Origin of the sequence: Roseovarius sp. THAF27 (assembly GCF_009363655.1) — a bacterium.
Classification (GTDB): domain Bacteria; phylum Pseudomonadota; class Alphaproteobacteria; order Rhodobacterales; family Rhodobacteraceae; genus Roseovarius.
Map to the genome: position 1 here is coordinate 611698 of NZ_CP045393.1, position 24669 is coordinate 636366.

The following is a 24669-nucleotide window of genomic DNA, read 5'->3' on the forward strand; positions in this document are numbered from 1 at the left end:
CCTCCGTCGTGAACGGCGGCTCCGTCCGCATTGCAGACCTCCGGCACGGAAAATTTCGAGGGTTTCGGCCGCAAGTTGCCCCGTGACATGAAAAAAGGCCGCCCCCGGACGGGAGCGGCCCACAATCTTGGAGCGTCGCCGGATCAGCCGGCGATCAGGCCCATCTGTTCGAGTTTCAGCACGACCTGGTGGGCGCAGTTGTCGACATCGACATTCTCGGTCTCGACGCGCAGTTCAGGATTTTCCGGCACGTCGTAGGGATCGGAGATGCCCGTGAACTCCTTGATCTTGCCTTCGCGCGCGAGCTTGTAGAGGCCCTTGCGGTCGCGGCGTTCGCATTCCTCGATCGAGGTGGCGACGTGGATCTCGACGAAGGCGCCGAAGCTTTCGACGTCTTCACGCACGGCGCGGCGGGTGGTGGCATAGGGCGCGATGGGTGCGCAGATGGCGATGCCGCCGTTCTTGGTGATCTCGCTGGCCACGTAACCGATACGGCGGATGTTGAGATCCCGGTGCTCTTTCGAGAAGCCGAGTTCCGAGCTGAGGTTCTTGCGGACGATATCGCCGTCGAGCAGCGTCACCGGGCGGCCGCCCATTTCCATCAGCTTGACCATCAGGGCGTTGGCGATGGTGGACTTGCCCGAGCCGGAGAAGCCGGTGAAGAACACGGTGAAGCCCTGCTTGGCCCGCGGCGGACGGGTGCGGCGCAGTTCCTTGACCACTTCGGGGAAGGAGAACCATTCGGGGATTTCCAGACCTTCCTGAAGGCGGCGGCGCAGCTCGGTGCCCGAGATGTTGAGGATGGTGACGTTGTCGCGGTCCTCGATCTCGTCCATCGGCTCGTACTGGGCGCGTTCCTGCACGTAGACCATGTGCTTGAAGTCGACCATTTCGATGCCGATCTCGTCCTGATGCTCGCGGAAGAGGTCCTGGGCGTCATAGGGGCCATAGAAATCCTCGCCCGCCGAGTTCTTGCCCGGACCGGCGTGGTCGCGGCCGACGATGAAGTGCGTGCAGCCGTGGTTCTTGCGGATCAGGCCGTGCCACACGGCCTCGCGCGGGCCGGCCATGCGCATGGCGAGGTTCAGGAGCGACATGTTCGTGGTCGAGGCCGGGTACTTGTCGAGCACCGCCTCGTAGCAGCGGACGCGGGTGAAGTGATCGACGTCGCCCGGCTTGGTCATGCCGACGATGGGGTGAATGAGCAGGTTGGCCTGCGCCTCTTTCGCGGCGCGGAAGGTCAGTTCCTGGTGCGCGCGGTGCAGGGGGTTGCGGGTCTGGAAGGCGACGACCTTGCGCCAGCCCATCTTGCGGAAGAAGGCGCGCAGTTCGTTGGGGGTGTCGCGGCGGGCGCGGAAATCGTAATGCACGGGCTGCTGGATGCCGGTGACCGGACCGCCGAGATAGACCGGACCGGCGGTGTTGTGCAGGTAGTTGACGGCCGGGTGCGCGGAATCGTCGGCGCCGAAGACCTTTTCGGCCTCGTGCGCCTTGTTCGGGGTCCAGCGGTCGGTGATGGTCATGGTGGCCAGGATCACGCCTTCTTGGTCGCGCAAGGCGATGTCCTGTCCGGGCTCGATGCTGTCGGCGAAATCCTGGGAGACGTCGAGCGTGATCGGCATGGGCGAGAGCGTGCCGTCGGCCAGGCGCATGGTGTCGACCACGGAATTGTAGTCTTCCTCGCCGAGGAAGCCCTTGAGCGGGTTGAAGCCGCCGTTCATCAGGAGTTCCAGGTCGCAGATCTGGCGCGGGGTGAGATCCCAGCTGACGAGATCGGCCGCTTCGACCTTCAGTTTCTGCGCGCTTTCGTGGGAGACGTAGAGTTCGGGGATGGGGGCGAGGTTGTTCTGCACTAGTCTGGTCCTTTGGTTGAGGGGGGCGAGCCCGCTTCGCGTGCCGGTCAGTTCGGCATGAAGCGCGTCGTATTCGGCGAATTTCCGGGCGAGGAAATCATCGGTGAGGCGCAGCATTTCCGCCGCTCCCCGGGTGGTGAGCGCGTAGGCGAAACGCTGGCGCTTGTCGGGGCCGGAGCGGTCGCCGACCTTGACGAAGCCGGCCTCGGTCGCCTGCCGGAGCAGGGTGTTGAGGCGGCCGAGGGACACGTCGAGCGCCGCCGCGAGCGTGCGCTGGGAGGCCTCGGACGACCGGTCCAGCTGCCGCAGGAGGCGGAAGAGGAGGTCCCGGTCGGGGAGGCTGGATTTGGCGTCAGGGGCGGACATGCGGCGACTCGAAGTGTGTTCACGCGTGAACACATATGGGAGGCGGCTTGCCTTGTGAACCCCCTTTCGGGGCGGCACGGGGATTGTTGCCGATATGCCGTGAGCGAGGCGCGCCGACGCTATTGCGCGGCGGACATGGGCGCGGTGGCGGCCTGGGATCGCCGAACCTCTTCATGTAGCCGGTCGCGGAAGGATCGGATCATCGGATCGTCGGCGTGCGCCTTGGCGCAGGCGACCGAGTAGATCGCGCCGGGAATGGTGTCGGTGTCGAAAAGCCGCACGAGACGCCCCGAGGCCAGCGTGCCGTGCACCATCGCGTCGAAGGCCATGGCCACGCCGTGCCCCTGTTCGGCGGCGGTGGTGGCCAGTTCGCAATTGGGGGAGGTCGGGCCGGGCGGCAGGTCGGGTGCGCCGAGTCCGGCGGCGGCAAACCATTCCTGCCAAGAATCGTCGGTTTCGTCATACATCAGCCGCTGGCGCAATAGGTCGCGCGGGCTGCGGATATCTTCGCGGTCCATCAGGTCGGGGTTGCTCACCGGGTAGCGGCTGGAGGTCATCAGCGGCTCGGTGTGGACGCCGGGGTGGTGCGTGTCGCGCCACTGGATAACGACGTCGCTGTCTTTGGACGAGGAATCGATGTCGGGCGCGCCCGTCGAGACCCGCAAGCGGGTCCGGTCGCCGAAATCCAGCCAGTGCCGGCGTGGCACCAGCCAGCGGGCGGCAAAGCCCGGAGTGCACAGCACGCGCAGGTTTCTTTCGCCCGCGTCACGCACCGAACGGGTGCTGTCGTCGCGCAGGTCCAGCAGGCCGATCAGCTTGCCTGCATGGGCGCGGCCGGTCAGCGTCAGGGCCATCCGGTTGCCGCTGCGTTCGAACAGCGCGGTGTCGAGCTACTCTTCCAGTGCGCGAATCTGGTGGCTGACGGCAGAGGGCGAGAGGCACAGCTCTTCGGCTGCGTGCTTGAAGCTTTTGTGGCGCGCGGCGGCCTCGAACGCCTTGACCGCGGCGAAGGGGGCAGGTGCCGTCCCATGGCGGATGAATTTCCTTCATTGGCAGATGAAAAATAGCCTTTTGCGCAGGGGCGCGGTCGAAGCTTTGCATTTTCGGGACATCAATCAAATTGCCCAGGAGGTCGCCATGTGCATCCTGTCCCGAGCCGGCCTGTGGTCGGCGCGTAGTGGTCTTTTCTGCCTTGTTCTCATGGTGTTTGGCGGCGGCGCTTGGGCATCCGATCTTCTGGCCTGGGTCGAGGCAAGGGCGCTGACTGAGCTAGTGGCGCACATGGAGGTCTGGCTGGACGAGCACACCGATCTGCCGCGTCGCTCGGACGCGCCGGAAATTCGGCTGACGTCCGAGGTCAAAGTGGCGTGGCTGGCGCCGATGCGGGCGGCGCCGGACGCGTCACACACGCGGGGGCTTTATGATCCTGACAGCGAGACAATCTGGCTGGTGCGGCCGTGGAACGCGAAGGATCCCTATGACGTGGGTGTTCTGTCGCACGAACTGGTGCATCACCGGCAGGCGGGGCAGCGGCATTGGTATTGTCCGGGGGCGCAGGAATTGCCGGCCTGCCGGGTGCAGCAGGCATGGCTGAACGCGCAGGGGCTGGAGCCGGACGTGAACTAGGTGGTGCTGGAGTCTGGATGCACGCCGCGGGAAATTCATCACGAGTGAGGTGGGTGAGCGTGGGTTTTCACCCACCCTACGAGGTCCCGGATCAGGTCCGGGACGGCTGGAATGGGATCGCGCCGGTAGCGCATTGGTGTGGGTTGGGGGCCAGGCCCCAAACGCAGGATTGATTGGGGGCCAGCCCCCAAACCCCCGGGATATTTTCGGCCAGAGGAAGGCGGGGCGTGCGGCTCAGGCTTGCGGGACGTAGGCCTCGGGGGCGGGGGCGTCTTCGGGCAGCTCGGCGATGAATTTTTCCGCGTCGAGGGCGGCCATGCAGCCCATGCCGGCGGAGGTTACCGCCTGGCGGTAGATATGGTCGGTGAGGTCGCCTGCCGCGAAGAGGCCGGGGATCGAGGTGCGGGTGGAGCCGGGCTCGACCTTGACGTAGTCGCCGTGATGCATCTCGACCTTGCCCTTGACCAGTTCGCTGGCGGGGGCGTGGCCGATGGCGATGAAGACGCCCTTGCAGGGGATTTCCTGCGTCTCGCCGGTCTTCGTATGCTTGACGCGCACGCCGGTGACGCCCTTGGGGGTGTCGTCGCCCAGCACCTCGTCAAGCTCGTGGAACCACAGTGGCTCGATCTTGGGGTGTTTCAGCAGGCGGTCCTGCAGGATCTTCTCGGCGCGCAGCTCGTCGCGGCGGTGGATGAGCGTGACCTTGGAGGCGAAGTTGGTGAGAAAGAGCGCCTCTTCGACGGCGGTGTTGCCGCCGCCCACGACGACGATCTCGTCACCGCGGTAGAAGAAGCCGTCGCAGGTGGCGCAGGCGGAGACGCCGAAGCCCTTGAACGCGTCCTCGGAGGGCAGGCCGAGCCACTTGGCGCGGGCGCCGGTGGCGAGGATGACGGCGTCGGCGGTGTAGGTGGTGCCTGAATCACTCTTGGCGATGAAGGGGCGTGTGTCGACGTCGAGCGAGGAGATGATGTCGCCCACGATCTCGCAGCCCATGGCCTTGGCGTGGGCCTCCATGCGGACCATCAGGTCGGGGCCCTGGACCTCGGTGTCGCCGGGCCAGTTCTCGACCTCGGTGGTGGTGGTCAGTTGGCCGCCGGGCTCGATGCCCTGCACGAGGATGGGTTCCAGCATGGCGCGGCTGGCATAGACGCCGGCGGTGTAGCCCGCGGGCCCCGAGCCGATGATCAAAACCCTGGTGTGACGTGTCTCGGCCATGTCCGATCCCCCTTGATCCGTGGAGCGGGGCATGAGACGCCCCGCGTGAGTCCGGACAGATATAACGGGGCCGGGCGGGGGTGTGTAGCCCCGCAAACCCGGTATGCGGGGGTCGGGACGACATTTTCTGTCCCGAAAGGATATTGCGCCGGGGTGAAACATTATTGCGCGTGGCGCCGGTCGTGATATAACAATCGCGAAATCAACCGGAGAAACCGATGCCTGCGACGCGCCTTGACGACATTGACCGCATGATCCTGGCCGAATTGCAGGCGGATGGGCGGATGACCAACGTCGAACTGGCCCGCCGGGTGGGCATTTCCGCGCCGCCCTGCCTGCGCCGGGTGCGCACGCTGGAGGAGCAGGGGTACATCAAGGGCTATCACGCCGACGTGGACGCGCGCGAGCTGGGATTCGAGGTGCAGGTCTTTGCCAGTGTCGGGCTGGTGAGCCAGGCCGAGGCGGACCTGAGCGCGTTCGAGGCGCGCTGCCGGGCGTGGCCGCTGGTGCGGGAGTGCCACATGCTGAACGGCGAGGTGGATTTCATCCTGAAATGCGTGGCGCCGGACCTGAGCACCTTCCAGAGCTTCCTGACCAGCGAGTTGACGGCGGCGGAGAACGTGGCGTCGGTGAAGACCTCGCTGGTCATCCGCTGTGCCAAGGACGAGCCGGGCGTACCCTTCGAAATCCTGGAGGAGCGGTTGAGCCGGTCGGCCTGAGCCCGCTCAGAAGCCGCAATAGTCGGAGCCGTAATAGCGGTACCGGAACGGATTGCGGTCGAGCACCTCGATATCCTCGCGGGTCGACACGGCGATGACGGCGTTGTTGGCGCCCATCAGGCCGTGGCCCGCGTCCCGGTAGGTCTGCAGAAGCTGTGCCTCGGTCAGGACGCAGGCGTTGATCTCGAAAATGTAGCGGACGAAATCGTCGGGATCGTTTTCGCGGGGTGGCGGGCGGTCATTGGCCAGTGCCATGGGGGCAAGGGACAGGACCGCGAGACAGGTCAGGTGAAAATGGCGCATGGGGAAACCCGTTCTGGCTGAATGCGCGGAGTGTGCGCCGTATGCCGGGGCGCTGCAAGCGGGCAGGGCGGCGTCTAGTCGACCTTGAGCACGTGGTACATGTCGCGGGTCAGCAGGAGCTGGCCGTCGATCACCTCCCACAAATGCATGTATCGGCCGACGATGCGCTGCTCGCCCATCATGACGACGGTTTCGCCGATCTCGACCGCGCTGGTGTCGAAGCCGCGGATGTCGAAGGTCTTGAACTGCAACTCGCGGGCGCCGGCGGCGAAGGCCTGGGCGTAGTGCTGGGCGATGGCCTCGCGCCCGAGGATCGAGGCCTGGCCGGGCGGCAGCAGGGCCGCGTCGGGGGCGTAGAACCCGGCGAGGCTTTCGGCATCCTGCGCGTTGTATGTAGCGACGAAGGCGGTCATGCGGGCGATAACTGGGTTGTCCTGTGCCTGGGCGGCGGTGCCGAAGGCAAGCAGGAGCCCGAGGGCGAGGATAGGCAGGCGAAGCATGGCGGCGGCTTTCAGTAGGGCTTGGGGGGTCAGATGTCTTGCCCGAAAGCGTAGCCGCGACGCGACCGGCGATGCAATGTCGATGGCGGGCCAGGGCCGTCTCAGATGTGTTTCGCCAGTCCCGCGATCCAGCCCGGGGCGTCGCGGGCATCGACCACGGCCTCGCGGATGAGCCAGTCCATGTGGCCCGACAGAAGCTTCAATCGGGAGGGTTCGCGGAAGGCGAGGTAGAAGCGGCCCACGTAGATCACCCCCATGAGCGGACCGAAGAGGGTGACGGGCGCGGAAAAGAGATTGTGCGCGTCGAAGAGGTTGAGGCGCAGGGACGGAAAGAACGTTTCGGCCTGTTCGGCCAAGTGCAGGATCTGTTCATGCCGCGCGTCGCGGTCGAGCCCCTGCCAGTAGCCGGTGCCACGGGCGAAAGCCTCGAGCTCGTGCCGGGGCATGGCGATCTCGTACTCGGTCGCCTCGCGCCGAAGCCAGTCGAGGTTGTCCTGCATGGCGCGCACGGCCTGGCCCGGTGTCTTGCCGAGAAAGGCGGCGTATTCCCAGCGCATCACCGCCTCGGTCTTGAGCATGTCGGGCAGGGTGGCGGGGACGTGGCGGACCTTGTAGCCGCTGGCCTCGCGGTGCCAGTCGAGCAGCTGGGCGTCGGCGGAGGTGCGGTCGGCTTGCGTCATGCTGAGGGCGGCCTCGATCACGTCGCCGGGGCGTTCGGGACGATCGGTGAGACCGAGCAGCCAGTCGGAGCTGACCCCGAGCGCCTCGGCGCAGCCGGCGGCGAGGTGGGCGTTGGGCATCCGGGCGGCCTCGGTATCGAGCAGTTGCGACACGGTGGAGCGGCTGACGCCGGTCTGGCGCGCGAGCGCGCTGAGATTGGTGCCGGTCATGGTCATGGCTCCGGTGAGCCGGTCGCGGAAGATCGTGGCGCGGGCCTGTTTGTTCATATTGGTGCCGTTTGTCCAGTTTAATGGACATCCGTCCGTTTTGTTAAGCAAAGACAGAATACACGACAGGGTGCCGGGATGCTAGGTGGTCGACAGAGACACCACACGACGCGGCAGAGGAGCATTGGAGATGGAGACGAACAAACGCACGCTGGCAAAGGCGACAACCTGGCAGGTGCTGGGCCTGATGGTGATGACGTTGATCGGGTTCATCATGACCGGATCGGTGGCGCAGGGCGGCACCTATGCGATGATCACGGCGGCGATCGGCTTCGTCACGTTCTTCCTGCACGAGCGGATCTGGGCCGGGATCGGCTGGGGTCGCCGCGGCTGACCGGGCCGGCGGCGACGCCCAGCGTCAGGCTGTCAGGCCCTGCAAGGGCAGGCGGGGATGGCAGATGCTGCCGAAATCGGCTGGTTTCTTCACATGCGGAAAGAGCGACAGGAAGAGGGCCAGCATGTTGGGTCCCATGGCGCGCTCGAAGCCGGGGCCGGGGTGGAAGCTTTCGACCTCGATGCCCGAGGCGCGCAGGATGGCATGGCGGCGCAGGCAAACATGATAGACCGTCACGGGCCGGGGCGGCACCAGTTCGATCACGTTCATGCCGTCGACAAGGTCGCTGACCGGGGTCAGTACGCGTTCGCGCCCGAAGCTGTCGCGCAGGCCGGGTGGCCGGCCGAGGATGCGCGCACCGGGACCGGCGGTGAGGTTCAAATCGGGGCGGCCCAGGCCGAAGCTGTCCGGCATGATCCGGGTCAGGCGGCAGGCGGACTGGTCGAGGCCGGCGGCGGACGGAACCAGCGTCATGGCGCCGATCCAGAGCACGCGGGAGGGACCGTGATCGGCGGTGGAAACGTTCATGCCCGGTTCGAGATCCTGCACGGCGACCTGACCGGAGGGCGTGTGCAGGAGCGTGCCGTGGGAAAAGGCGGAAAACGCGCTGTCGAAGATCGGGGTGGCCGGGGCGATCTGGTCGGTCCAGCCGGCCGTTCCGTCCGGGCGCAGATACGTGACCCGGAACTTGCGCATCGGGCGCGGCGACCGGGCGGCGGGAGGGACCTGCGCCGTGCCGGTGCGCGCGTGTGTTGCATTTGTCTTGTGCGCCACCGAGAGAGAGGTGGCGATGGTAGGGGTGCCCATCGTGCGATCCTTTTCAGGGTCATCACAACCGCGTCGGCCCCCACCGACAACGACAGAGGGATGGTCCGTCATGTACGTTACAGGGCCAATAAAGGCAGAAACTGCGAATTGTAGTCAAATTTTGCGGGGAATTGTCCGAATGGGTCGGACAGTACGCGGGAATGCCGGGCTATTGTCCGTGCAGGTGGGACGAAGCTGCCACAATTCACGGTCGGGGGCATTCGAATCAACGATGGCCGCTCTCGTCAGCGAGGCGGCCATTGCCGGTGTCGGAGATCGGGGGAGTGGACCGGATCAGGCGATCCGAAGCGTGGATGTCTTGGGGGTCATGCGGTTCGCATGGCGCACGCGGCGCGAGAACGGCATGTCCGGGGTGGCCTGCTGGCTGGTTTCGATCAGGGATTTCATCCAACGCTTTTTCATGGTCTTTCCTCTTGGTTTTTTCTGCCTCGCCGCCGTTTTTGGGGCGTGTTGTTCTGATGGGTTCATATTTGCCCGGGTTTGGGGCCATGGTTTGGCGCGGCGAAGAAAATCCGAAAAATTTTTCGGGTCGCGCCGCCCGGATTGTGGTCGCGTTGTCGCAATTGGAAACGGCCAGTGAAACAAGGTTAATCGCGGAGGTGGCGGAACCAATCCGGGGGAGAAGTAGGTGATTGTTTCCCGGATTGAGGCAATCTCGTGGACGGTTTTGCCCAGATCGCGACAGAATTGCGGTGCGCCGGTCTAGAGACGGATGGCCGAGATCAGGCGGCCGTAATCGGCCTCGCCGTTATGAGTGGCGCGGCGGTAGGAAAAGAACCGCTCGGCATCGCTGTAGGTGCAATGGCGGGTCCAAGTGGCGTCGCCGACGCCCGCGCGGCGCAGGCGGTCAAGGCCGAAGCCGGGCAGGTCGAACTGGTACTTGCCCGGCTTGCCATTGGCGAAAAAGCGGGTGTTGCCGGGATCGTCGTCGGCGAAACGCTCGAAAAACTCCTCGCCCACCTCGTATGCGGGCTGGCTGATCGAGGGGCCGATGACGGCGGTGGTGTCGGCGCGGCGGGCGCCGAGTGCCTCCATCGCGTCGAGCGTGGATTCCAGGATGCCGTCGACCGCCCCGCGCCAGCCGGCATGGGCGGCGCCGATGACCCCCGCCTTGCGGTCGGCAAAGAGCACGGGCTGGCAGTCGGCGGTCAGGATCGCCAGCGCGAGGCCGGGTGTGGCGGTGACGATGGCGTCGGCCCTGGGTCGGGCCTCGGACGGGCCGGTGGCCACGTGCACGTCGGTGGAATGGGTCTGTTTCACGGTGATCAGGTGATCCTCGGCCACGTCCATGGCGCGGGCGACGCGGGCGCGGTTGATGCTGACGACCTCGGACTGATCCGAAGAGCCGCGGCCGCAGTTCAGCCCGTGAAACACGCCCGACGACGCCCCGCCCTTGCGGGTGAAGAAGCCGTGGGTGACAGGCGCGAGACTGTCGTCGGTGAGGATTTCCAGCGTCATGGTTCCAGTCCGGGTGGCGGTGCGGCGCCCTCGGGATAGAGCGCCATCGCTTTGAAGAGCGTCCCCATTTCCTCTCGTCCGGTCAAGCGATGAAATGCGGCGTAATGCGCGTCTAGCGTGTGCCCGCTCATGTTCCCGGCAAGGGCCTCGGCCCGCTGGGTGATGCCGAGGCGGGACAGGAAGAGCGCCTGCGGGGCGAGACGGGTGGTCTTGCAGGTGCCGCGGGCGGCGTCGGTAAGCGCCTCGAAATCCACATGGGCGGAGAGGTCGGCCAGGCCCGGTGCGGCGAGAATGTCGGCGCGGTCGTGGCCTTGCACGGCTTGCAGCGTGTCGCCGAGCGAGCGCCAGTCGCCGTAGTCGATGATGAGCGCCGCGCCGCCATGCGACGCGATGCGGCGGGCCAGCGCGTCGATGACGGGGGCGGCGGCGGGGCAGGTCTCGACGATGTCGCCGTCGGCCGTGTCGTCGAGCCGGCGGGCGAGGGTCGGCTCGATCCGCTTGGCGTTGAGGCCGAGGGCGAGCGTGTCGTCCGAGAGGCCGACGACGCGTTCGCACCAGCCGTCGCCTTGGCGCTGGTACTGGCGGATGGGCAACGCGTCGAAGAACTCGTTGGCGACCGAGAGCGTGGGCAGGTCGGGCAGGGTGTCGGCGCTGTCGTGCCAGGTGGGGGCGTGAGCGGCCAGGGTTTCGGCCTGCCGGGCGCGCAGGGCGGGGGAACTTTCCACCAGATGGACCTGCAGGGCGTCGTGAAAGCCGGGCACGCCGCGCGTGGCACGCAGGGCGTCGGCCATCAGGGTGCCGCGGCCGGGGCCAAGCTCGACAAGGGCGACGGGGTTGGGCGCGCCCTGGTCGAGCCAGGTTTGCGCGAGACAGAGGCCGATGAGTTCGCCGAACATCTGGCTGATCTCGGGGGCGGTGATGAAATCGCCCTGTTCACCGAACGGGTCGCGGGTGGAATAGTATCCGTGCCGGGGATGCATCAGGCAGGCGGCCATATAGGCGTCGAGGCGCATGGGGCCGGTCGTGGCGATCTCGGCCCGAAGGATCTGGGCCAGGGGGGTCATCCGGGGGCGGAGGCGCGGGCGTGTCTGCGGTAGGCCAGCACCAGCGTGATCAGCCCCATGGCGACCATCGGAATGCAGAGGATCTGGCCCATGGTCAGGCCGTATCCGTTCACGTGCCACGCCAGGCCCAGCGGGTTGCCGGGGCTGACGAACTGCGCGTCGGGCTGGCGGACAAATTCGACGATGAAGCGCCCGATGCCGTAGCCGGCGAAGAAGATTCCGGTGGCGGCACCGACGCGCTTCAGCAGGCCGCGACGGAACACGAGGTAGAGCAGGATCGCGCCCAGGATCAGCCCTTCCAGCGCGGCTTCGTAGAGTTGCGAGGGGTGGCGGGCGCAGATCCCCACGGCGATGCCGGTGCAATCCTGCGCCGCCGCACCGGGAAAGATCACGCCCCAGGGCAGGTCGGTGGGACGGCCCCAGAGCTCGGCGTTGATGAAGTTGGCGATACGGCCCAGGAGCAGGCCGACGGGGGTGACCGCGCAGAGGATATCGGCCACGGTCAGCCAGCGGATGCCTTGTACCTTTGAATAGGTGATGCAGGCGATGATGACGCCCAGAAGCCCGCCATGGAACGACATGCCGCCTTGCCAGATCAGCAGGATCTCGGCCGGGTTCTGCAGGTAATACATGGGCTGGTAAAAGAGCACGAAGCCCAGCCGCCCGCCCAGAATAACGCCCAGGATGACCCATGTCGCCAGATCCTCGACCTGCTTGGCGGTCATGGGGGCCACGTTGTCCTTCCACAGGTGCGGACGGTTGATCGCCATCACCACCAGACGCCAGCCGATCAGGATGCCCGCGATGTAGGACAGGGCGTACCAGCGCAAGGCAATCTCGAACCCGAAGACGGTGAAAGAGAACACCTCGGACGAGATATCGGGGAAGGGGATCGCTGCTTTCATGGGCGCCTGTCTGCTGTTGGTGCGTGGCGAAGTCAACCTTGCCCCGACGCGGTTTGGTGCCCATATAGAGATCAAGTGTAACGGAAGGTAGAGCGATATGCAGACGCGCAACAAGGTTCTGGACGATATCAGCCAGCTGATGACGAACGCGATGGGCGTGGCACAGGGCGCCAAGCAGGAGGCCGAGACGGCGATGTCGTCGATGGTGGACCGCTGGCTGGCCGACCGCGATTTCGTCACCCGCGAGGAATTCGACGCGGTGCGCGCCATGGCGCAGAAGGCCCGCGAGGAAAACGAGGCGCTGAAGGCGCGGCTGGACGCGCTGGAGAAAGGCGCGAAGTAAGGCCCTTTCTACGGGCTGGAAGATATGGCGCGGTTCGGCAACGAGCCGCGCTTTTTCGTGCGGACGGCAAAACCTGGCCGTACGGGCCGGAAACCGGATATAAGATTCTGGAGTGGCGGGTGCGGGAGGTCGGGTCATGCGCGGTTTGACGGTTTGGATGGCGGCTGCGGTGATGGCCGCGCCGGCTTGGGCGCAGGAGGGCAGCGTGGACTGCCAGGCGGTGCTCGACGCCGTGCTGGCGGACCGGCCCACGGAGTACCGATCCTGCGCGGCGGAGATCGTGCCAGCCGAACTGCGCCAATGCGAAACGCCGGAGACGGCGGGCGGACGGCCCAGCAGCCATATCCTGCTGGCGATAGACGCCTCGGGCTCGATGGCCGGCCGCGTCGGGGGCGAGACCAAGATGGCCGCGGCCAAGCGCGAGGCGCTTGGTTTCCTGCGGGACATGCCGCAGGAGGTGTCGGTCGGGCTGGTCATATATGGCCACGAGGGCAACAACGAAGACTCCGGCAAGGCAGAGTCTTGTGCGGCCACGGAGATGGTGCACGGGTTCGATGCGCCGAGATCGGCGCTGGAGGCGAGCATCGGCGCGTTGGAGCCGGTGGGCTGGACGCCGCTGGGGGGTGTGCTGGCTTATTCGGCCGAGGTGGTCGCGGAACTGGAGCCGCCCAAGGAGGGCGATTTGGCCCCGGTGATTTACCTGATTTCGGATGGGGAGGAGACCTGTGACGGGGATCCGGCGGCGCAGGCGGCGGCATTGTATGAGGCCGGGGTGCGCACGACGGTCAACACGATCGGGTTCGATGTGGATGCCGAGACGGCGGCGCAGCTGGAGGCCATCGCCGAGGCGGCGGGCGGCACATATTATCCCGCCGACGACGTGGCTGCGTTGCGCCGGCAGCTTGATGCGATCACGGCGGCGGAGGCATCGCTGGCGCGGTACCGGAATTGCGTGAACGCCAACCTGGGTCGGATCGCGGCACCCTATCACGACGCGCGGATCGCGCTGGCGGGATGCTACGCGCGGAACGATCCGATGAAGGCGAAATCGGCGCTGATGAACCGGGCGCGAAAGGCCGAGCGTGATGCCACGCCGGAGGCTGCCTGCGCGGAGATGCTGACGGCACATGCGCTGGCGATGGAGCTTGATGGCGGGTTCCTGAACCGGCAGTTCAAGGCGTGGGGCGAAGAGGCGGAGGCCAGGATGGAGGCTTATCGCGAGGAGATGCGCCTGGACGCGGAATAGGGACGCGCGGGTGGGTTTTCACCACCCTACGGGTGAAGGCGGCGCAAAGGTGGGTTTTTACCCACCCTACGATGTGTCCGGGCCGCGGATCATGGGAATAACCTTGCGCATATCGGCGCGCGATGTCGGCACGATGCTGCTGACATCCGGGGGCAGGATCCATTCAGTCGAAATCGGTATGGAACGCGTGCCGCGAGGTTTGCATTGTCCAACTACATTCACGCGGGCCAAGCGCCCGCAAGATGGAAAAAGGAGAAGTCCCGATGAAAACGACACTCACATCCGCACTGGCCATTGCCGCCCTCGTGTCCGCCCCCGTGGCGACCTTCGCCGCGAATGACGAGGCGACCAATGCCGAGGCCGACGCGAGCGTCTCTGCACAGGCGGGCGATGTCGCGCAGGAAGTCGGCGACACCATCTATGCCATCGGCGAAAGCACGACCGACACGGCGCAGGCCGGGGTCGATGCCGTGGGTGGCGTGGCGGAAGACGCCTATGACGCGGCCAGCGACATTTCCACCGAGCTGGATGCCGCTCTGACCGGCGATGCGAAAGTCTATACCAGCGATGGTGAACTGGTCGGCACGTATAACGACGCGGATTCCCAAGGCAACATCGCGGTCGTCGATCTGGACGGCGAGATGGAAGGTGCCGATGACCGCGCAATCGAACGTGCGGGCATTCCGCTGAACGCCCTGATGGTCGGTGACGACGGTGTGACCGTCAACATGACCAAGGCCGAGTTCGAGACGGCGCTGAAAGCGAACGCACGGACGAGCTCGGGCGGCTAAGTCGCCGGATACAGTTTGAAATTGAAGTCAATGGCTGCCTTCGGGCAGCCATTTTTTTTATGTCGAGCCCGTTTTTGATCACGGTGGAGCGCGGGCGCGAGCGCGAGGGCCTTCGGCGCAAGAGGTCCCGGATCAAGTCCGGGACTGCGGCGGGGTGAGGCGCGTTTACCGGTCCCCATCGCTTGATGAAATTTTCATGTCATCCACAACTTATTGCGGTTATCCCCAAGAAATAGCTTTACAGGCCGCAAATCCGCCCTCACCATATCTTGTAGGAAAAGCGGGAATGAACCCCTTTCCTAGAGCAGGCAGCTAGCGTTTGGGGCGCTGCCAGCCCCCGCTACAACACACGAGGTGGCGCCATGGCACTTTCCGAGCAGTACTTTTCAGAAGACCTTCATCCCATCGACATCGTCGAGCACCTGGCCGAGCATCACGACTGGGATTTCGACCGGATCGGCGACGACCAGATCGCGATGGCCGTCGAAGGGCAGTGGCGGACCTATTCGATCACGCTGGCCTGGTCGGCCTATGACGAGACGCTGCGCCTGGTCTGCACCTTCGAGATGGAGCCGCCCGAGGAGAAGCTGCCGGCGCTCTATCACGTGCTGAACGATGTGAACGACCAGTGCTGGGCCGGCGCATTCACCTTTTGGGCCGAACAGCAGCTGATGGTCTATCGCTACGGGCTGGTGATGACCGGCGCGCAGGCGATCAGCCCGGAGCAGATCGACACGCTGATCACTGCGGCGGTGATGAGCGCGGAACGGTTCTATCCGGCGCTGCAACTGGTGGTCTGGGGTGACCGCGCGCCGAAGGAGGCGATGCAGATCGCCATCGGCGAGGCCTATGGCAGGGCCTGACAACGCACAATCTCAAGGCGAACGGGGCGTGCCGGGCGGCGCGCCCTTTTTCTTTTGCGCGAGGTGTGGCCGAAGAGGCGCTGGCGTATTGCAGGGACGCAATGTGCGGACTATCAACCCGGGGAAAGACAAGGAATGAAGGGACGCACCGGAATGGATATGCAGCATGTGGCCGACAGGGGCCTGGTCCTGCTGGGCTGTGGCAAGATGGGATCGGCGATGCTGGCCGGGTGGCTGGAGCGCGATTTGCCGCCCGGCTCTGTCTGGGTGGTCGACCCCAAGCCGTCGGACTGGCTGCACGGGACGGGCGTTTATCTGAACGCGGAGTTGCCCGAGCATCCGGCCATCGTGCTGATCGCCGTCAAGCCGCAGATGATGGGCGAGGCGCTGCCCACGATTGCCGCCATGGGCGGTGGCGGGACGCTGTTCGTCTCGGTCGCCGCGGGCACGCCGATCGAGGCGTTCGAGGCGGCGTTCGGCAGTGACAGCCCGATCATCCGCGCCATGCCCAACACGCCCGCCGCCGTGGGCCGGGGGATCACCGCAATCGTCGGCAATGGTGCGGTGAACGCGGACCAGATGGACCTGGCCGAGGCGTTGCTGAAAGCGGTGGGACAGGTGGTGCGGCTGGAGGGCGAGCACCAGATGGACGCGGTCACGGGCGTGTCGGGGTCTGGCCCCGCGTATGTGTTTCACATGATCGAATGCATGGCCAAGGCGGGCGAGGCCGAGGGGTTGTCGCCGGAGCTGGCGATGCAGCTGGCGCAGGCCACGGTGGCGGGCGCGGGCGCGCTGGCCGAGGCCGCGATTGAGTCACCGGCGCAGCTGCGCGAGAACGTCACCAGCCCCAACGGCACGACGCAGGCGGGGCTTGAGGTGCTGATGGACGAGGATACGGGCCTGCCGCCGCTGATGAAGGCGACGGTGAAAGCCGCCGCCGACCGCTCGAAGGAGCTGCGCCGTGGCTGACGAGATCACGTTCGACGATTTCCTGAAGGTGGATATCCGGGTGGGCAGGATCACCCGGGCCGAACCGTTTCCCGAAGCCAAGAAGCCCGCGATCAAGCTGTGGGTCGATTTCGGCAAGGAGCTGGGGGAGAAGAAGAGCTCGGCGCAGATCACCAAGCACTACGACCCCGAGGGTTTGGTCGGTAAGCAGGTCATGGCGGTGGTGAACTTTCCGCCGCGCCAGATCGGGCCGGTGATGTCCGAGGTGCTGGTGCTGGGCGTGAGCGATGCGGAGGGCGGGATCGTCCTGTTGTCGCCGGATCTGGATGTGCCGACCGGAGGGCGGATGCATTGAAGCGGGTCTATTTCACCCGGCCCCTGCCGGAGAGCGTGGCGGACATGGCGCGCGCGCATTTCGAGGTCGAGATGCGCGAGGAGAACACGCCCTTGAAGATCGGGCAGATGCGCGCGGCGCTGAACCTCTATGATGGTGTGCTGATGATGTTCGGCGACACGTTTTCGTCCGAGGTGTTCCGCGAGGCGCAGAACCCGCGCTGCAAGGTGCTGGCGAACTACGGCGTGGGGATCAACCATATCGACCTGGCCGCGGCGCGGTCGGCGGGGGTGCTGGTGACCAACGTGCCCGGTGCCGTCACCGAAGCCACGGCGGATATCGGCATGACGCTGATCATGATGAGCGCGCGGCGCGCGGGCGAGGGCGAGCGGATGGTGCGTGCGGGCAAGTGGCCCGGCTGGAACCCGACGCAATTGTTGGGGACGCATGTGACCGGCAAGACCGTGGGGATCATCGGCATGGGCCGGATCGGGACGGCGATTGCGAAGCGGTGTCATTACGGGTTCGACATGGACGTGATCTATTGGTCGCGGAGCGAGAAGGAACTCAGCTTTTCGACCGAGCGGGTGAGAACGCTCGAAGAGCTTATGGCGCGCGCCGATTTCGTTGTGGTTGCCCTGCCTGTCAGCCCTGACACGCACCACCTGATCGACGCGGAGGCGCTTGCATTGATGCCGAGGCACGCGCACCTGATCAACATCGCGCGGGGTGACATCGTGGACGAGGCGGCGCTGATCGCCGCGCTTCAGGAAGGCCGGATCGCGGGCGCGGGCCTTGATGTCTACGAGAACGAACCGGAGGTGCCTGAGGCGCTGAAGGCGCTGGAGAACGTGGTGCTGCTGCCGCATATGGGCACCTCGACGCTGGAAGTGCGCGAGAAAATGGGGCGCGTGGCGGTGGAGAACCTGCGCGCGGCCCTGGCCGGGGAGACGCCGCCGAACCTGGTGAATTGAGCGGGCGGGGGCACAGGTGGGGTGAAACCCCACCCTACGGCGCGGAAAGAGGTCCGGGAGGGTCTGGGTCTGCGGGCCGGGCGGCATGGTGGCGGGGTGGAACCCCACCCTACATTGCCTGGAGCGCGAACACCGGCAGGCTGGCGCCGAGGCACATGAGGGCCAGCCCGAGGCAGGCCAGCACCCCGTCGCGCACGAAGATCGCCGTGGCGAAGCAGATCGTCGCCATTCCGAGAACCGAGGATGAGAACGGCACGATCTCGAGAAAGATCATCAGGACGCCGCACAGCACGCAGAGCGCCTGGTAGAGCTTGCGGAAAGGCCGGGTCATGAGCGGTCCGAGGCGGGGGCGGGTGAGCGCGTCGATCCTTTCGCCGATCCGGTGCAGGCGGCGGAGCGCGGCCAGCATCTTGTCGTTGCCGATGCTTCGGTTCATCACGAAGGCGGGCAGCCAGAGGTAGTGCCGACCCACCAGCATCTGTGCGGCGATGGAGGCGATCAGGATGCCGCAGGCGCTGGAAAACAGGGGGATCCCGCTGAGCGGCGAGGTGACCAGCAGGGCGGGCACGCACATCGCCGTGGTGAAGGAGCTTTTGCCGAACGCCTCGATCATGCAGCGCAGGGTCACCTGGTCCCGGTGGGTGGTGTCTTCGAGCCGGTCGATGATGCCGGTGATCGGCCTTGATGATCGTTCGGGATGCGCCATGTCGCCTTTCACGGATATAACCAGTGGCCTTGATGACGCGCCGCGCGTCACGTCGTGAAACGCCGCCGCACGGCCGGCAGTTCCCCGCGCCGCCGGGTTTGCCGCCGCGTTTCGCTTGACCTCGGGGCAGGGTTCTGGCGTGGTGGCCGCCACGTCGAGGGAGAGAGACATGTTCAAGCCTGCGATTACCGGCTCGGGGGTTTTCACGCCGGAAGAGACCATCACCAACGACGAGCTCGTGGTGGCGTTCAACGCCTATGCCGAGCGTTTCAACGCAGAGAATGCCGACGCTATCGCGGCGGGCGAGGTGGAGGCCAAGGCGCCGTCGTCGTCGGAGTTCATCGTCAACGCGTCGGGGATCGAGCAGCGCTACGTGATGGACAAGTCGGGCGTGCTGGATCCCGGCCTGATGCATCCCAGGCTGCGCGAGCGGTCGAATGACGAGCCGGGGATCATGGCGGAGATGGCGCTGGATGCCTGCGGCAAGGCGCTGGCCCAGGCGGGGCGGGACGCGGGCGAGGTCGACCTGATCATCTGCGCGGCCAGCAACCACGAGCGGCCTTATCCGGCGGTGGCCATCGAGATCCAGCAGTTGCTGGGGGCCAAGGGGTTCGCATTCGACATGAACGTGGCGTGTTCCTCGGCCACGTTCGGGATCCAGGCGGCGGCCGACATGGTGCGGTCGGGCAGCGTGCGCTGCGCCATCGTGGTGAGCCCCGAGATCTGTTCAGGGCACCTGGAGTGGCGCGACCGGGATTGTCACTTCATCTTCGGGGACGTGTGCACCGCGCTGGTGATCGAGCGGGCGGAGGATGCCAGGGGCGCGCATTTCATTGTCCATTCGACCCGTTGCGCCACGCAGTTTTCCAACAATATCCGCAACAACAACGGGTTCCTGCGGCGCACCCGCGACCCGGAATTGCACGACCGGCGCGATATGCAGTTCGTGCAGGAAGGGCGCAAGGTGTTCAAGGAAGTGCTGCCGCTGGTCAGCGCGCATATCGCGGATCACATGGAAGAAGCCGGGGTCGCGGCGGCGGGTCTCAAGCGGCTGTGGCTGCACCAGGCGAACAAGACGATGAACGATTTCATCGGGCGCAAGGTAATGGGGCGGGTGCCCGAGGCCGACGAGCAACCGAATATCCTGCAGGACTATGCCAACACGTCCTCGGCGGGGTCGATCATCGCGTTCTCGAAATACTCCGACGACCTGCAGCCCGGTGATACCGGCCTGATCTGTTCGTTCGGGGCGGGCTACTCGGTGGGCTCGGTCCTGGTGGAGCGGGCCTAGATTTCGGGCGCGCCCGGCCGCGGGATGACGGGCTGGTCGCCGGGCTCGGCCTCGGGCGTCCAGTCGGGATCGTCGCGTTTGATGCGCTGGGAGATCATGTAGCCGGTTGGCCAGGCGAGCAGCAGGCCCGCGACGGCGCTGATCGCGATGGTCCAGACGGAATAATAGCCCAATGCAAACCCGGCGATCACGATGGCGCCGGTGATGAAGCTGCCGGTGAAGAACGTGATGTAGAAGGACAGGCGGTCCATGTCGGTTTCCTTTCCATTACGTAGGGGAAACGCAGGAGCTGCGGGCCGGGTTCCCGGAGCGACTCGGCGCAAGCGTCACTCCGCGCAGGTGGAGCCGGCGCCGGAGGCGTAGGACCAGTCGACGGCGCAGCCCGCCTCGTCAAAGGCGAAGATCTGGGCGTTCTCGTCCTCGGTCGAGAAGGGCAGGGGCGGCTCGACCGTGACGCGCAGCCAGGTTTGCACGGTGTCGGGGGCGACGCACCAGTCGAATTGCGACGGTTGCACCGCATCCCAGCCGCGGGCGCGGGCGATGCCGGTGATGTCGGCGGCGCGCAGGCAGTCGGTATCGGGCAGGTCGGCCAGGAACGCCTGCCGCGCCTCGGTATGGGCGGCGGTGGCCTTGTCGACGGAGAAATCCACGGTGTTGATCGCATAGATATAGACCGCAACCAGCACGGCCACGAGCGACAGGAGGCCGAGAACGATGTACCGGGACAGTTTAGACATCGCCCGTGACCTCTCGCCAGTGGCGGCGGCAGAGGCTTTCGTAGGTTTCGTTGCCGCCGACCTGGATCTGGGCGCCGTCGGTCACCACCTGACCGTGGGCGTCGCGGCGCACGACCATGGTGGCCTTCTTGCCGCAATGGCAGATGGTGCGGACCTCGCGCATCTCGTCGGCCAACGCCAGAAGGGTGGCGGAGCCGGGAAAGAGTTGGCCGCGGAAATCGACGCGCAGGCCGTAGCACATCACCGGCACGTTCAGGTCGTCGACCACGCGGGCCAGTTGCCAGACCTGCGCCTCGGTCAGGAACTGCGCCTCGTCGACGAAGATGCAGGACAGCGGACCTTTGGCCAGCACCCGGTCCAGTCGGGCGAAGAGATCGTCGTCGGCGGTGAAGGTGTCGGCCCTGGCCCCGATGCCGATCCGAGAGCCGATATGCGCGGGTCCGGCGCGATTATCGAGCGCGGCGGTCAGCAGGTGGGTGTTCATGCCGCGTTCGCGGTAGTTGTGACTGGCCTGCAACAGCAGGGTCGACTTGCCGGCATTCATGGTGGAGTAATGAAAATAGAGCTTGGCCATGCGGCGACTTATCCGCATGACGCCTGCGGGTTCAAGCGTGCCGGGGTCGGCGCGGGCGCCGGGCACGTAGGGTTTTCCACCATTGCGGCGCCGCGGGGCCCCTCCGGATAACGGCCCGGTCCAGGGAAAGAGCGCGATGTCGAAAGCCGGATCATACCTCAAGAAGCACACCGAAGCGCTGGTCAAGGACGTGGGGGTGGAGCCGGCCTGCGAGTTGACGGGCAAGTCGAAGGCCACGCTGGGGCGGTATTACTCGGACCACGAGGAGCATTCCGGCCGCTACATGCCGATCGACGCGGTGGCGGCGCTGGAGGCGGCGGCGTCCTATCCGCATGTGACAGCGGCGCTGGCGGAGTTGAACGGCACGCGGCTGAATTTCGACGACAGCCGGCAAAATGATGGCGGAACGGGCGGGGTGAATTCGGACGTGATCGCGCTGTCGCAGCGCTTTGCCATGCTGATGAGCGAGTACCACCAGTCTATCCAGGACGGGGTGATCACGGTCACCGAGGCCAAGCGCCTGCTGAAGGAGACCACCGCGTTGCAGCAGGTGCTGATCGCGATGAAGCTGCACCTGGAAGACGGCCACCTGTGATCCGCGCGGATCAGCCGTTTCGGGCGGCGACGTGATCCCAGACGGCGTCGGCGGCGGTGACGCCCAGGAAGTGCCCGCCGTCCAGCGTGGTGACGGTGCGGCCGAGCGGTTCGGGCAGCTGGGCGATCATTTCGGCGGCGCGCAGCATCGGGTCGTTGCGGCCATGCAGGATGGAAAACGGCATTTTCAGCGCCTGCATCTCGCGGTGGACGCTGTCGAATTCGAAGCTGAAATCCGCGGCGACCCCGCGCAACGAACTGCTATAGATGTCCGAGAACATGGCGTAGCTGCTGGCGTCGCTGGAAAACGGGCGTTCCAGCACCTCGCGGTCGGCGGCGTTGTCGCCGAAAAGCTGCATCAGTGCCACGCGGCAGGTCTTTTCGCTGAGATAGTATTTCTTGAACCGCCAGGTCACGGCCTTGAACAGGCGCGAGTTCGACACCAGACCGCGCAGGGCATCGAAGAACCCCGCGACCTTTCCGCTGCGCAGAGACTCGGTCTGCATCAAGGTGGGGGACACCAGCACCAGCGATGCGACCACTTTCGGGGCTTCGAGCGCGAGGCGGACGGCGGCGCGGGCGCCGGTCGAGTTGCCGACGACCACGCAGGGATGGCCGATATATTCGCGGATGAGCCCGTGCGCGTCATCGACCCATTGCCGCAACAGATCGTCCTGGTCAAAGAGCGACGAGGTGGGCCGGATCTCGAGATATCCTTCGCGGATGGGGGTGATGACCCGCAGCCCCAGCCGTTCCAGATGCGGACCGGCGTCGCGCATGAGCAAGGCGAAGAGAACGCCGTGGCTGAGCAGCACCGGCCGGCCGCCGGGCGGGCCGAACTCCACGATATTGACGAGCCGGCCATCCGAGAGGCGCCGCGACAGGAGCCGCGCGCTGCGTGACAGGTAGCGGGCGAAGAAGGGTTCGATGAAACCCGCATGGCTGGCCTCGCCCTCGGAGATCGAGATGAAATGGACCATCTGGCCCAGAAGCTTGGTGATCAATTCGCGCTGGCCCGAGCACATCAGCTTGCTGCAGGCGTTCTTGAGGTGGGCGCGCTTGGTCTCGTAGGACAGGGCGTCTAGATCGGCCGCGGCGCGAAGGCTGGCGCCGCCGATCACCTGGAACACGGTGCGTATCTCGGCCTGGGTCAGGCCGCTGTCCTCGTTGAAGATGTCGAGAAACTCGGAGAACAGAAGCTGGGTCACGGCGAAGCCCCGCAGCCGGCGCTTGCCGACATTGTCGCGGTTGGACGGGGTGATCGGGACGTACCAGAACAGCATCTGGACACCCGGATCCCACGAGATGTGGCCCGCGGAAAGCCCGTGACGGGCCACGTTCCCCAGGATGGCGGCGATCTGGGGGTTGTCGGTTTCGGCGGGCAGGATCCGCGTGGAATGATCGGTGATGCTGGACAATCCGCCGCGCAGGAGCTTGCCGGACCTGTCGAAGTCGGCCCAGGCCAGATCGTCCTCGATGGCCGCTTCGGCCACCTTCAGGCGTTTGGCGACATAGTCGCGGGCTTCGCGGGCCTTGTCGCGCGGCAATATTGAAAACACCGACGCGAGGTCGGCGTCGTAATCCCCAACTGGCATGGTCTTCCCCAATACCAGCCCTGACCTTATCGGGCCGTTACGGTGTCAGGATACCCAATTGGGTGATGTGCGCCTAGTACGATTCTGTGAGCCTTGCAGGCGGAGACCGCAGACAGGGCATTGGGTATGGACTCTTTTGGGAAATTCGCCGCGCGGCTGCCGGGGGCGCTGGCATTTGCGCTGGCCCTGTGGCTGGTCGCGTCACCCCTGGCGGCGCAGGAGGGGCCTCCGTTCGAGGGATATTACGTGGTCGAGAACGGTCAGGCGGTGGGTCCGCTGCCCGCGTCGGAGATGCAGGCGCGGTTGCGCGACGGGCGGGTCACGGACACCTCGCTGGTCTGGAAGAAGGGGATGCAGGACTGGGAGGCGGCGCGGTTCCGCCCGGATCTGGGCGCGGAGCTTGGACCGCCGGCGGAGCGCGATCCGCAGCCGGATCAGACCGTGCAGGATTTCGGGCGCTACCTGGCAGGCACGTGGACAAGCGAGGCCGCGCAGGCCGAGCTGCCCGAGGTTGGACAGGTCGACGTGGTCAGCACGATCACCTTCGGCACCGACGGGATCTTCACGTTGCTGACCGAAATGAGCAGCGTTGCCGGCGCGCCGCAGCCGATGACGGTGCATGTCGAGGGCAACGGAACCTTCACGCTGAGCGGGGCGACGACCAACACGGTGACAGTCAGCTACCTCGGCACGTCGCTGACCAAGGTGGAGGGACAGGCCGGCGCGGGCTGGCCCGACCAGCTGCAGTTCGACACGACGATCAAGGCGATCGACCAGGGCACGTTCTTCGAGGATGGCAGTACCTATCGAAAGGTGTCGCAATGAGCGGCGGCGCGATGTCCACGCCTCCGAGGGGTATGATGCGGCGGATCGGCGCGGGGGGTGTCCCGGCGCCGGTGGTGGCGGTCTTGCTGGCTTTCTTGCTGGCGGTCTGGAGCGGTGCTGGTGCGGCGCAGCAGATGACGGCGGACGGGGTCTACGTGGTCGACAACGGTCAGGCGGTGGGGCCGCTGACCCATGCGGACGTTGAGCAGCGCATCAGGGATGGCCGGCTGACCGCGCAGACCATGGTGTGGAAACAGGGCATGGCCGATTGGGGCCCCGCGCGGACGGTGAAGGAGGTGGCGCAGCTTCTCAACGTTTTGCAGCCGCCGCCACCGCCGCCGGTGCGGGACTACAACGCGTTTCTAGATGGACGCTGGGAAACCGGACGCACGGACCTGCCGATCGAGGGTATCGGGCTGGGCACGCAGAAGATGGAGGTGATCTACAACAAGGTGGGCACCTACACGTCGACACAGATCATCGAGGTCTCCGATGGCATGGGAGGCGTCCTGCGCACGACCAACAAGGGCAGAGGAACGTTCAAGATCACGAACCCGTCGCCTGAAGGGTTTCACCTGTCGATGATCGGCACCACGCTGATGACCTCGAACGGCCCGGGCGGCAATGTCCCTTTGCCGGGAAATTTCAACTACGACAGTACGTTGAGGGTCGTGGACGAAAATACGCTGAATGACAATGGGCTGATTTTCCGGCGCGTGAACTACTGACG

At 65.8% G+C, this 24669-nt stretch carries 31 protein-coding genes; 14 read left to right on the top strand and 17 right to left on the bottom strand.

All coding sequences use genetic code 11. The features are described 5' to 3' along the window. Positions 1 to 143 precede the first annotated feature (143 nt). From FIU89_RS03135 to FIU89_RS22900, 3 genes are all read right to left on the bottom strand, one after another. On the bottom strand, positions 144 to 2219 hold the full coding sequence (locus FIU89_RS03135) for a bifunctional sulfate adenylyltransferase/adenylylsulfate kinase (RefSeq protein ID WP_152491264.1): 2076 nt from the start codon (positions 2217 to 2219) through the stop codon (positions 144 to 146). A 119-nt stretch (positions 2220 to 2338) separates the two neighbouring features. Beyond that, entirely contained in the window at positions 2339 to 3073 is a 735-nt protein-coding gene (locus FIU89_RS03140; RefSeq protein WP_254701778.1) for a LysR substrate-binding domain-containing protein, read from the bottom strand. A gap of 36 nt (positions 3074 to 3109) precedes the next feature. Beyond that, positions 3110 to 3256 (bottom strand): LysR family transcriptional regulator, encoded by a 147-nt coding sequence (locus tag FIU89_RS22900; protein ID WP_368373302.1) that lies wholly within the window; start codon positions 3254 to 3256, stop codon positions 3110 to 3112. A 100-nt stretch (positions 3257 to 3356) separates the two neighbouring features. Between FIU89_RS22900 and FIU89_RS03145 the strand changes: the two genes are divergently transcribed. Then, positions 3357 to 3845 (top strand): DUF6647 family protein, encoded by a 489-nt coding sequence (locus FIU89_RS03145; protein WP_152491265.1) that lies wholly within the window; start codon positions 3357 to 3359, stop codon positions 3843 to 3845. Between the two features lie 234 nt (positions 3846 to 4079). Here the strand turns inward: FIU89_RS03145 and trxB are convergent, their stop codons facing one another. Then, positions 4080 to 5060 (bottom strand): thioredoxin-disulfide reductase, encoded by a 981-nt coding sequence (gene trxB / locus FIU89_RS03150; RefSeq protein WP_152491266.1) that lies wholly within the window; start codon positions 5058 to 5060, stop codon positions 4080 to 4082. A gap of 218 nt (positions 5061 to 5278) precedes the next feature. Here trxB and FIU89_RS03155 point away from each other — a divergent pair, with 218 nt between their 5' ends. Further along, the gene (locus FIU89_RS03155; protein WP_152491267.1) at positions 5279 to 5779 is read left to right on the top strand and encodes an Lrp/AsnC family transcriptional regulator; all 501 of its coding nucleotides are present in this window, start codon (positions 5279 to 5281) and stop codon (positions 5777 to 5779) included. A 6-nt stretch (positions 5780 to 5785) separates the two neighbouring features. Here FIU89_RS03155 and FIU89_RS03160 read toward each other — a convergent pair whose 3' ends face one another. The 3 genes from FIU89_RS03160 to FIU89_RS03170 all read right to left on the bottom strand — a co-directional run bounded on the left by FIU89_RS03160 (position 5786) and on the right by FIU89_RS03170 (position 7529). After that, on the bottom strand, positions 5786 to 6082 hold the full coding sequence (locus tag FIU89_RS03160; RefSeq protein ID WP_152491268.1) for a hypothetical protein: 297 nt from the start codon (positions 6080 to 6082) through the stop codon (positions 5786 to 5788). Positions 6083 to 6156: 74 nt separating this feature from the next. Then, positions 6157 to 6582, bottom strand: coding sequence for an SgcJ/EcaC family oxidoreductase (locus FIU89_RS03165; protein WP_216647048.1), 426 nt, complete (start codon positions 6580 to 6582; stop codon positions 6157 to 6159). Between the two features lie 101 nt (positions 6583 to 6683). Continuing rightward, the gene (locus tag FIU89_RS03170; RefSeq protein ID WP_152491269.1) at positions 6684 to 7529 is read right to left on the bottom strand and encodes a helix-turn-helix domain-containing protein; all 846 of its coding nucleotides are present in this window, start codon (positions 7527 to 7529) and stop codon (positions 6684 to 6686) included. A gap of 130 nt (positions 7530 to 7659) precedes the next feature. On the opposite strand from FIU89_RS03170, the gene FIU89_RS03175 reads away from it, so the two are divergent. Further along, entirely contained in the window at positions 7660 to 7863 is a 204-nt protein-coding gene (locus FIU89_RS03175) for a DUF2061 domain-containing protein (protein ID WP_152491270.1), read from the top strand. A 24-nt stretch (positions 7864 to 7887) separates the two neighbouring features. On the opposite strand, the gene FIU89_RS03180 is transcribed toward FIU89_RS03175, so the two are convergent. The 5 genes from FIU89_RS03180 to lgt form a co-directional block, all read right to left on the bottom strand. Continuing rightward, on the bottom strand, positions 7888 to 8670 hold the full coding sequence (locus FIU89_RS03180; protein ID WP_172978013.1) for a Hint domain-containing protein: 783 nt from the start codon (positions 8668 to 8670) through the stop codon (positions 7888 to 7890). A 294-nt stretch (positions 8671 to 8964) separates the two neighbouring features. After that, positions 8965 to 9093: a hypothetical protein gene (locus tag FIU89_RS22775; protein WP_261391488.1), complete on the bottom strand. Its 129-nt coding sequence runs from the start codon at positions 9091 to 9093 to the stop codon at positions 8965 to 8967. A 300-nt stretch (positions 9094 to 9393) separates the two neighbouring features. Then, positions 9394 to 10149, bottom strand: coding sequence for a peptidoglycan editing factor PgeF (gene pgeF, locus FIU89_RS03185; RefSeq protein ID WP_152491272.1), 756 nt, complete (start codon positions 10147 to 10149; stop codon positions 9394 to 9396). After that, positions 10146 to 11213 (bottom strand): class I SAM-dependent methyltransferase, encoded by a 1068-nt coding sequence (locus FIU89_RS03190; RefSeq protein WP_152491273.1) that lies wholly within the window; start codon positions 11211 to 11213, stop codon positions 10146 to 10148. Before FIU89_RS03190 ends, pgeF begins: the two co-directional genes overlap by 4 nt. Next, the gene (gene lgt, locus FIU89_RS03195; RefSeq protein WP_152491274.1) at positions 11210 to 12118 is read right to left on the bottom strand and encodes a prolipoprotein diacylglyceryl transferase; all 909 of its coding nucleotides are present in this window, start codon (positions 12116 to 12118) and stop codon (positions 11210 to 11212) included. The genes FIU89_RS03190 and lgt overlap by 4 nt, the downstream gene beginning before the upstream one ends. Before the next feature lie 97 nt (positions 12119 to 12215). Between lgt and FIU89_RS03200 the strand changes: the two genes are divergently transcribed. The 7 genes from FIU89_RS03200 (at position 12216) to FIU89_RS03230 (ending at position 17617) form a co-directional block, all read left to right on the top strand. Beyond that, positions 12216 to 12461 carry an accessory factor UbiK family protein gene (locus tag FIU89_RS03200; protein ID WP_103763316.1) on the top strand — a complete coding sequence of 82 codons (246 nt, stop codon included), beginning with the start codon at positions 12216 to 12218 and terminating at the stop codon, positions 12459 to 12461. Positions 12462 to 12597: 136 nt separating this feature from the next. Beyond that, a complete protein-coding gene (locus FIU89_RS03205; RefSeq protein WP_152491275.1) occupies positions 12598 to 13707 on the top strand; it encodes a VWA domain-containing protein in 1110 nt (369 codons plus the stop codon). 263 nt (positions 13708 to 13970) lie between these two features. Further along, a complete protein-coding gene (locus tag FIU89_RS03210) occupies positions 13971 to 14498 on the top strand; it encodes a hypothetical protein (RefSeq protein WP_152491276.1) in 528 nt (175 codons plus the stop codon). A gap of 362 nt (positions 14499 to 14860) precedes the next feature. Further along, a complete protein-coding gene (locus FIU89_RS03215) occupies positions 14861 to 15361 on the top strand; it encodes a YbjN domain-containing protein (protein ID WP_152491277.1) in 501 nt (166 codons plus the stop codon). A gap of 153 nt (positions 15362 to 15514) precedes the next feature. After that, complete coding sequence (proC, locus tag FIU89_RS03220; RefSeq protein ID WP_152491278.1) at positions 15515 to 16330, top strand: pyrroline-5-carboxylate reductase; 816 nt, start codon at positions 15515 to 15517, stop codon at positions 16328 to 16330. Further along, positions 16323 to 16664, top strand: a complete 342-nt coding sequence (locus FIU89_RS03225; RefSeq protein WP_152491279.1) for a tRNA-binding protein — start codon at positions 16323 to 16325, stop codon at positions 16662 to 16664. The genes proC and FIU89_RS03225 overlap by 8 nt, the downstream gene beginning before the upstream one ends. Then, on the top strand, positions 16661 to 17617 hold the full coding sequence (locus FIU89_RS03230) for a D-glycerate dehydrogenase (RefSeq protein WP_152491280.1): 957 nt from the start codon (positions 16661 to 16663) through the stop codon (positions 17615 to 17617). Before FIU89_RS03225 ends, FIU89_RS03230 begins: the two co-directional genes overlap by 4 nt. A 109-nt stretch (positions 17618 to 17726) precedes the next feature. Here the strand turns inward: FIU89_RS03230 and FIU89_RS03235 are convergent, their stop codons facing one another. Further along, a complete protein-coding gene (locus tag FIU89_RS03235) occupies positions 17727 to 18494 on the bottom strand; it encodes an exopolysaccharide biosynthesis protein (RefSeq protein WP_254701779.1) in 768 nt (255 codons plus the stop codon). Here FIU89_RS03235 and FIU89_RS03240 point away from each other — a divergent pair. Beyond that, complete coding sequence (locus FIU89_RS03240) at positions 18493 to 19614, top strand: beta-ketoacyl-ACP synthase III (protein ID WP_152491281.1); 1122 nt, start codon at positions 18493 to 18495, stop codon at positions 19612 to 19614. The two genes, FIU89_RS03235 and FIU89_RS03240, sit on opposite strands and share 2 nt — an antisense overlap. On the opposite strand, the gene FIU89_RS03245 is transcribed toward FIU89_RS03240, so the two are convergent. From FIU89_RS03245 to FIU89_RS03255, 3 genes are all read right to left on the bottom strand, one after another. Further along, positions 19611 to 19865 carry a hypothetical protein gene (locus FIU89_RS03245; protein ID WP_152491282.1) on the bottom strand — a complete coding sequence of 85 codons (255 nt, stop codon included), beginning with the start codon at positions 19863 to 19865 and terminating at the stop codon, positions 19611 to 19613. The genes FIU89_RS03240 and FIU89_RS03245 overlap by 4 nt on opposite strands. Positions 19866 to 19940: 75 nt before the next feature. Continuing rightward, complete coding sequence (locus FIU89_RS03250) at positions 19941 to 20351, bottom strand: hypothetical protein (RefSeq protein WP_152491283.1); 411 nt, start codon at positions 20349 to 20351, stop codon at positions 19941 to 19943. Continuing rightward, positions 20344 to 20925: a thymidine kinase gene (locus FIU89_RS03255; protein WP_152494384.1), complete on the bottom strand. Its 582-nt coding sequence runs from the start codon at positions 20923 to 20925 to the stop codon at positions 20344 to 20346. The genes FIU89_RS03250 and FIU89_RS03255 overlap by 8 nt, the downstream gene beginning before the upstream one ends. Positions 20926 to 21061: 136 nt before the next feature. Here FIU89_RS03255 and FIU89_RS03260 point away from each other — a divergent pair, with 136 nt between their 5' ends. Next, entirely contained in the window at positions 21062 to 21520 is a 459-nt protein-coding gene (locus tag FIU89_RS03260; protein ID WP_152491284.1) for a hypothetical protein, read from the top strand. A 10-nt stretch (positions 21521 to 21530) separates the two neighbouring features. On the opposite strand, the gene FIU89_RS03265 is transcribed toward FIU89_RS03260, so the two are convergent. Beyond that, positions 21531 to 23114 carry an alpha/beta fold hydrolase gene (locus FIU89_RS03265; RefSeq protein WP_152491285.1) on the bottom strand — a complete coding sequence of 528 codons (1584 nt, stop codon included), beginning with the start codon at positions 23112 to 23114 and terminating at the stop codon, positions 21531 to 21533. Between the two features lie 126 nt (positions 23115 to 23240). Between FIU89_RS03265 and FIU89_RS03270 the strand changes: the two genes are divergently transcribed. Both FIU89_RS03270 and FIU89_RS03275 read left to right on the top strand, forming a co-directional pair. Then, the gene (locus FIU89_RS03270; protein WP_152491286.1) at positions 23241 to 23939 is read left to right on the top strand and encodes a DUF4339 domain-containing protein; all 699 of its coding nucleotides are present in this window, start codon (positions 23241 to 23243) and stop codon (positions 23937 to 23939) included. Beyond that, positions 23936 to 24667 carry a DUF4339 domain-containing protein gene (locus FIU89_RS03275; protein ID WP_152491287.1) on the top strand — a complete coding sequence of 244 codons (732 nt, stop codon included), beginning with the start codon at positions 23936 to 23938 and terminating at the stop codon, positions 24665 to 24667. The genes FIU89_RS03270 and FIU89_RS03275 overlap by 4 nt, the downstream gene beginning before the upstream one ends. Positions 24668 to 24669: the final 2 nt, after the last annotated feature.

Bases quoted from the DNA above. Each gene is read 5' to 3' on its own strand.
- FIU89_RS03135 (WP_152491264.1), bottom strand. From the start codon at position 2,219: ATGTCCGCCCCTGACGCCAAATCCAGCCTCCCCGACCGGGACCTCCTC.
- FIU89_RS03140 (WP_254701778.1), bottom strand. From the start codon at position 3,073: ATGGCCCTGACGCTGACCGGCCGCGCCCATGCAGGCAAGCTGATCGGC.
- FIU89_RS03145 (WP_152491265.1), top strand. From the start codon at position 3,357: ATGTGCATCCTGTCCCGAGCCGGCCTGTGGTCGGCGCGTAGTGGTCTT.
- trxB (WP_152491266.1), bottom strand. From the start codon at position 5,060: ATGGCCGAGACACGTCACACCAGGGTTTTGATCATCGGCTCGGGGCCC.
- FIU89_RS03155 (WP_152491267.1), top strand. From the start codon at position 5,279: ATGCCTGCGACGCGCCTTGACGACATTGACCGCATGATCCTGGCCGAA.
- FIU89_RS03160 (WP_152491268.1), bottom strand. From the start codon at position 6,082: ATGCGCCATTTTCACCTGACCTGTCTCGCGGTCCTGTCCCTTGCCCCC.
- FIU89_RS03165 (WP_216647048.1), bottom strand. From the start codon at position 6,582: ATGCTTCGCCTGCCTATCCTCGCCCTCGGGCTCCTGCTTGCCTTCGGC.
- FIU89_RS03170 (WP_152491269.1), bottom strand. From the start codon at position 7,529: ATGAACAAACAGGCCCGCGCCACGATCTTCCGCGACCGGCTCACCGGA.
- FIU89_RS03175 (WP_152491270.1), top strand. From the start codon at position 7,660: ATGGAGACGAACAAACGCACGCTGGCAAAGGCGACAACCTGGCAGGTG.
- FIU89_RS03180 (WP_172978013.1), bottom strand. From the start codon at position 8,670: ATGGGCACCCCTACCATCGCCACCTCTCTCTCGGTGGCGCACAAGACA.
- FIU89_RS22775 (WP_261391488.1), bottom strand. From the start codon at position 9,093: ATGAAAAAGCGTTGGATGAAATCCCTGATCGAAACCAGCCAGCAGGCC.
- pgeF (WP_152491272.1), bottom strand. From the start codon at position 10,149: ATGACGCTGGAAATCCTCACCGACGACAGTCTCGCGCCTGTCACCCAC.
- FIU89_RS03190 (WP_152491273.1), bottom strand. From the start codon at position 11,213: ATGACCCCCCTGGCCCAGATCCTTCGGGCCGAGATCGCCACGACCGGC.
- lgt (WP_152491274.1), bottom strand. From the start codon at position 12,118: ATGAAAGCAGCGATCCCCTTCCCCGATATCTCGTCCGAGGTGTTCTCT.
- FIU89_RS03200 (WP_103763316.1), top strand. From the start codon at position 12,216: ATGCAGACGCGCAACAAGGTTCTGGACGATATCAGCCAGCTGATGACG.
- FIU89_RS03205 (WP_152491275.1), top strand. From the start codon at position 12,598: ATGCGCGGTTTGACGGTTTGGATGGCGGCTGCGGTGATGGCCGCGCCG.
- FIU89_RS03210 (WP_152491276.1), top strand. From the start codon at position 13,971: ATGAAAACGACACTCACATCCGCACTGGCCATTGCCGCCCTCGTGTCC.
- FIU89_RS03215 (WP_152491277.1), top strand. From the start codon at position 14,861: ATGGCACTTTCCGAGCAGTACTTTTCAGAAGACCTTCATCCCATCGAC.
- proC (WP_152491278.1), top strand. From the start codon at position 15,515: ATGGATATGCAGCATGTGGCCGACAGGGGCCTGGTCCTGCTGGGCTGT.
- FIU89_RS03240 (WP_152491281.1), top strand. From the start codon at position 18,493: ATGTTCAAGCCTGCGATTACCGGCTCGGGGGTTTTCACGCCGGAAGAG.
- FIU89_RS03235 (WP_254701779.1), bottom strand. From the start codon at position 18,494: ATGTCTCTCTCCCTCGACGTGGCGGCCACCACGCCAGAACCCTGCCCC.
- FIU89_RS03245 (WP_152491282.1), bottom strand. From the start codon at position 19,865: ATGGACCGCCTGTCCTTCTACATCACGTTCTTCACCGGCAGCTTCATC.
- FIU89_RS03250 (WP_152491283.1), bottom strand. From the start codon at position 20,351: ATGTCTAAACTGTCCCGGTACATCGTTCTCGGCCTCCTGTCGCTCGTG.
- FIU89_RS03255 (WP_152494384.1), bottom strand. From the start codon at position 20,925: ATGGCCAAGCTCTATTTTCATTACTCCACCATGAATGCCGGCAAGTCG.
- FIU89_RS03260 (WP_152491284.1), top strand. From the start codon at position 21,062: ATGTCGAAAGCCGGATCATACCTCAAGAAGCACACCGAAGCGCTGGTC.
- FIU89_RS03265 (WP_152491285.1), bottom strand. From the start codon at position 23,114: ATGCCAGTTGGGGATTACGACGCCGACCTCGCGTCGGTGTTTTCAATA.
- FIU89_RS03270 (WP_152491286.1), top strand. From the start codon at position 23,241: ATGGACTCTTTTGGGAAATTCGCCGCGCGGCTGCCGGGGGCGCTGGCA.
- FIU89_RS03275 (WP_152491287.1), top strand. From the start codon at position 23,936: ATGAGCGGCGGCGCGATGTCCACGCCTCCGAGGGGTATGATGCGGCGG.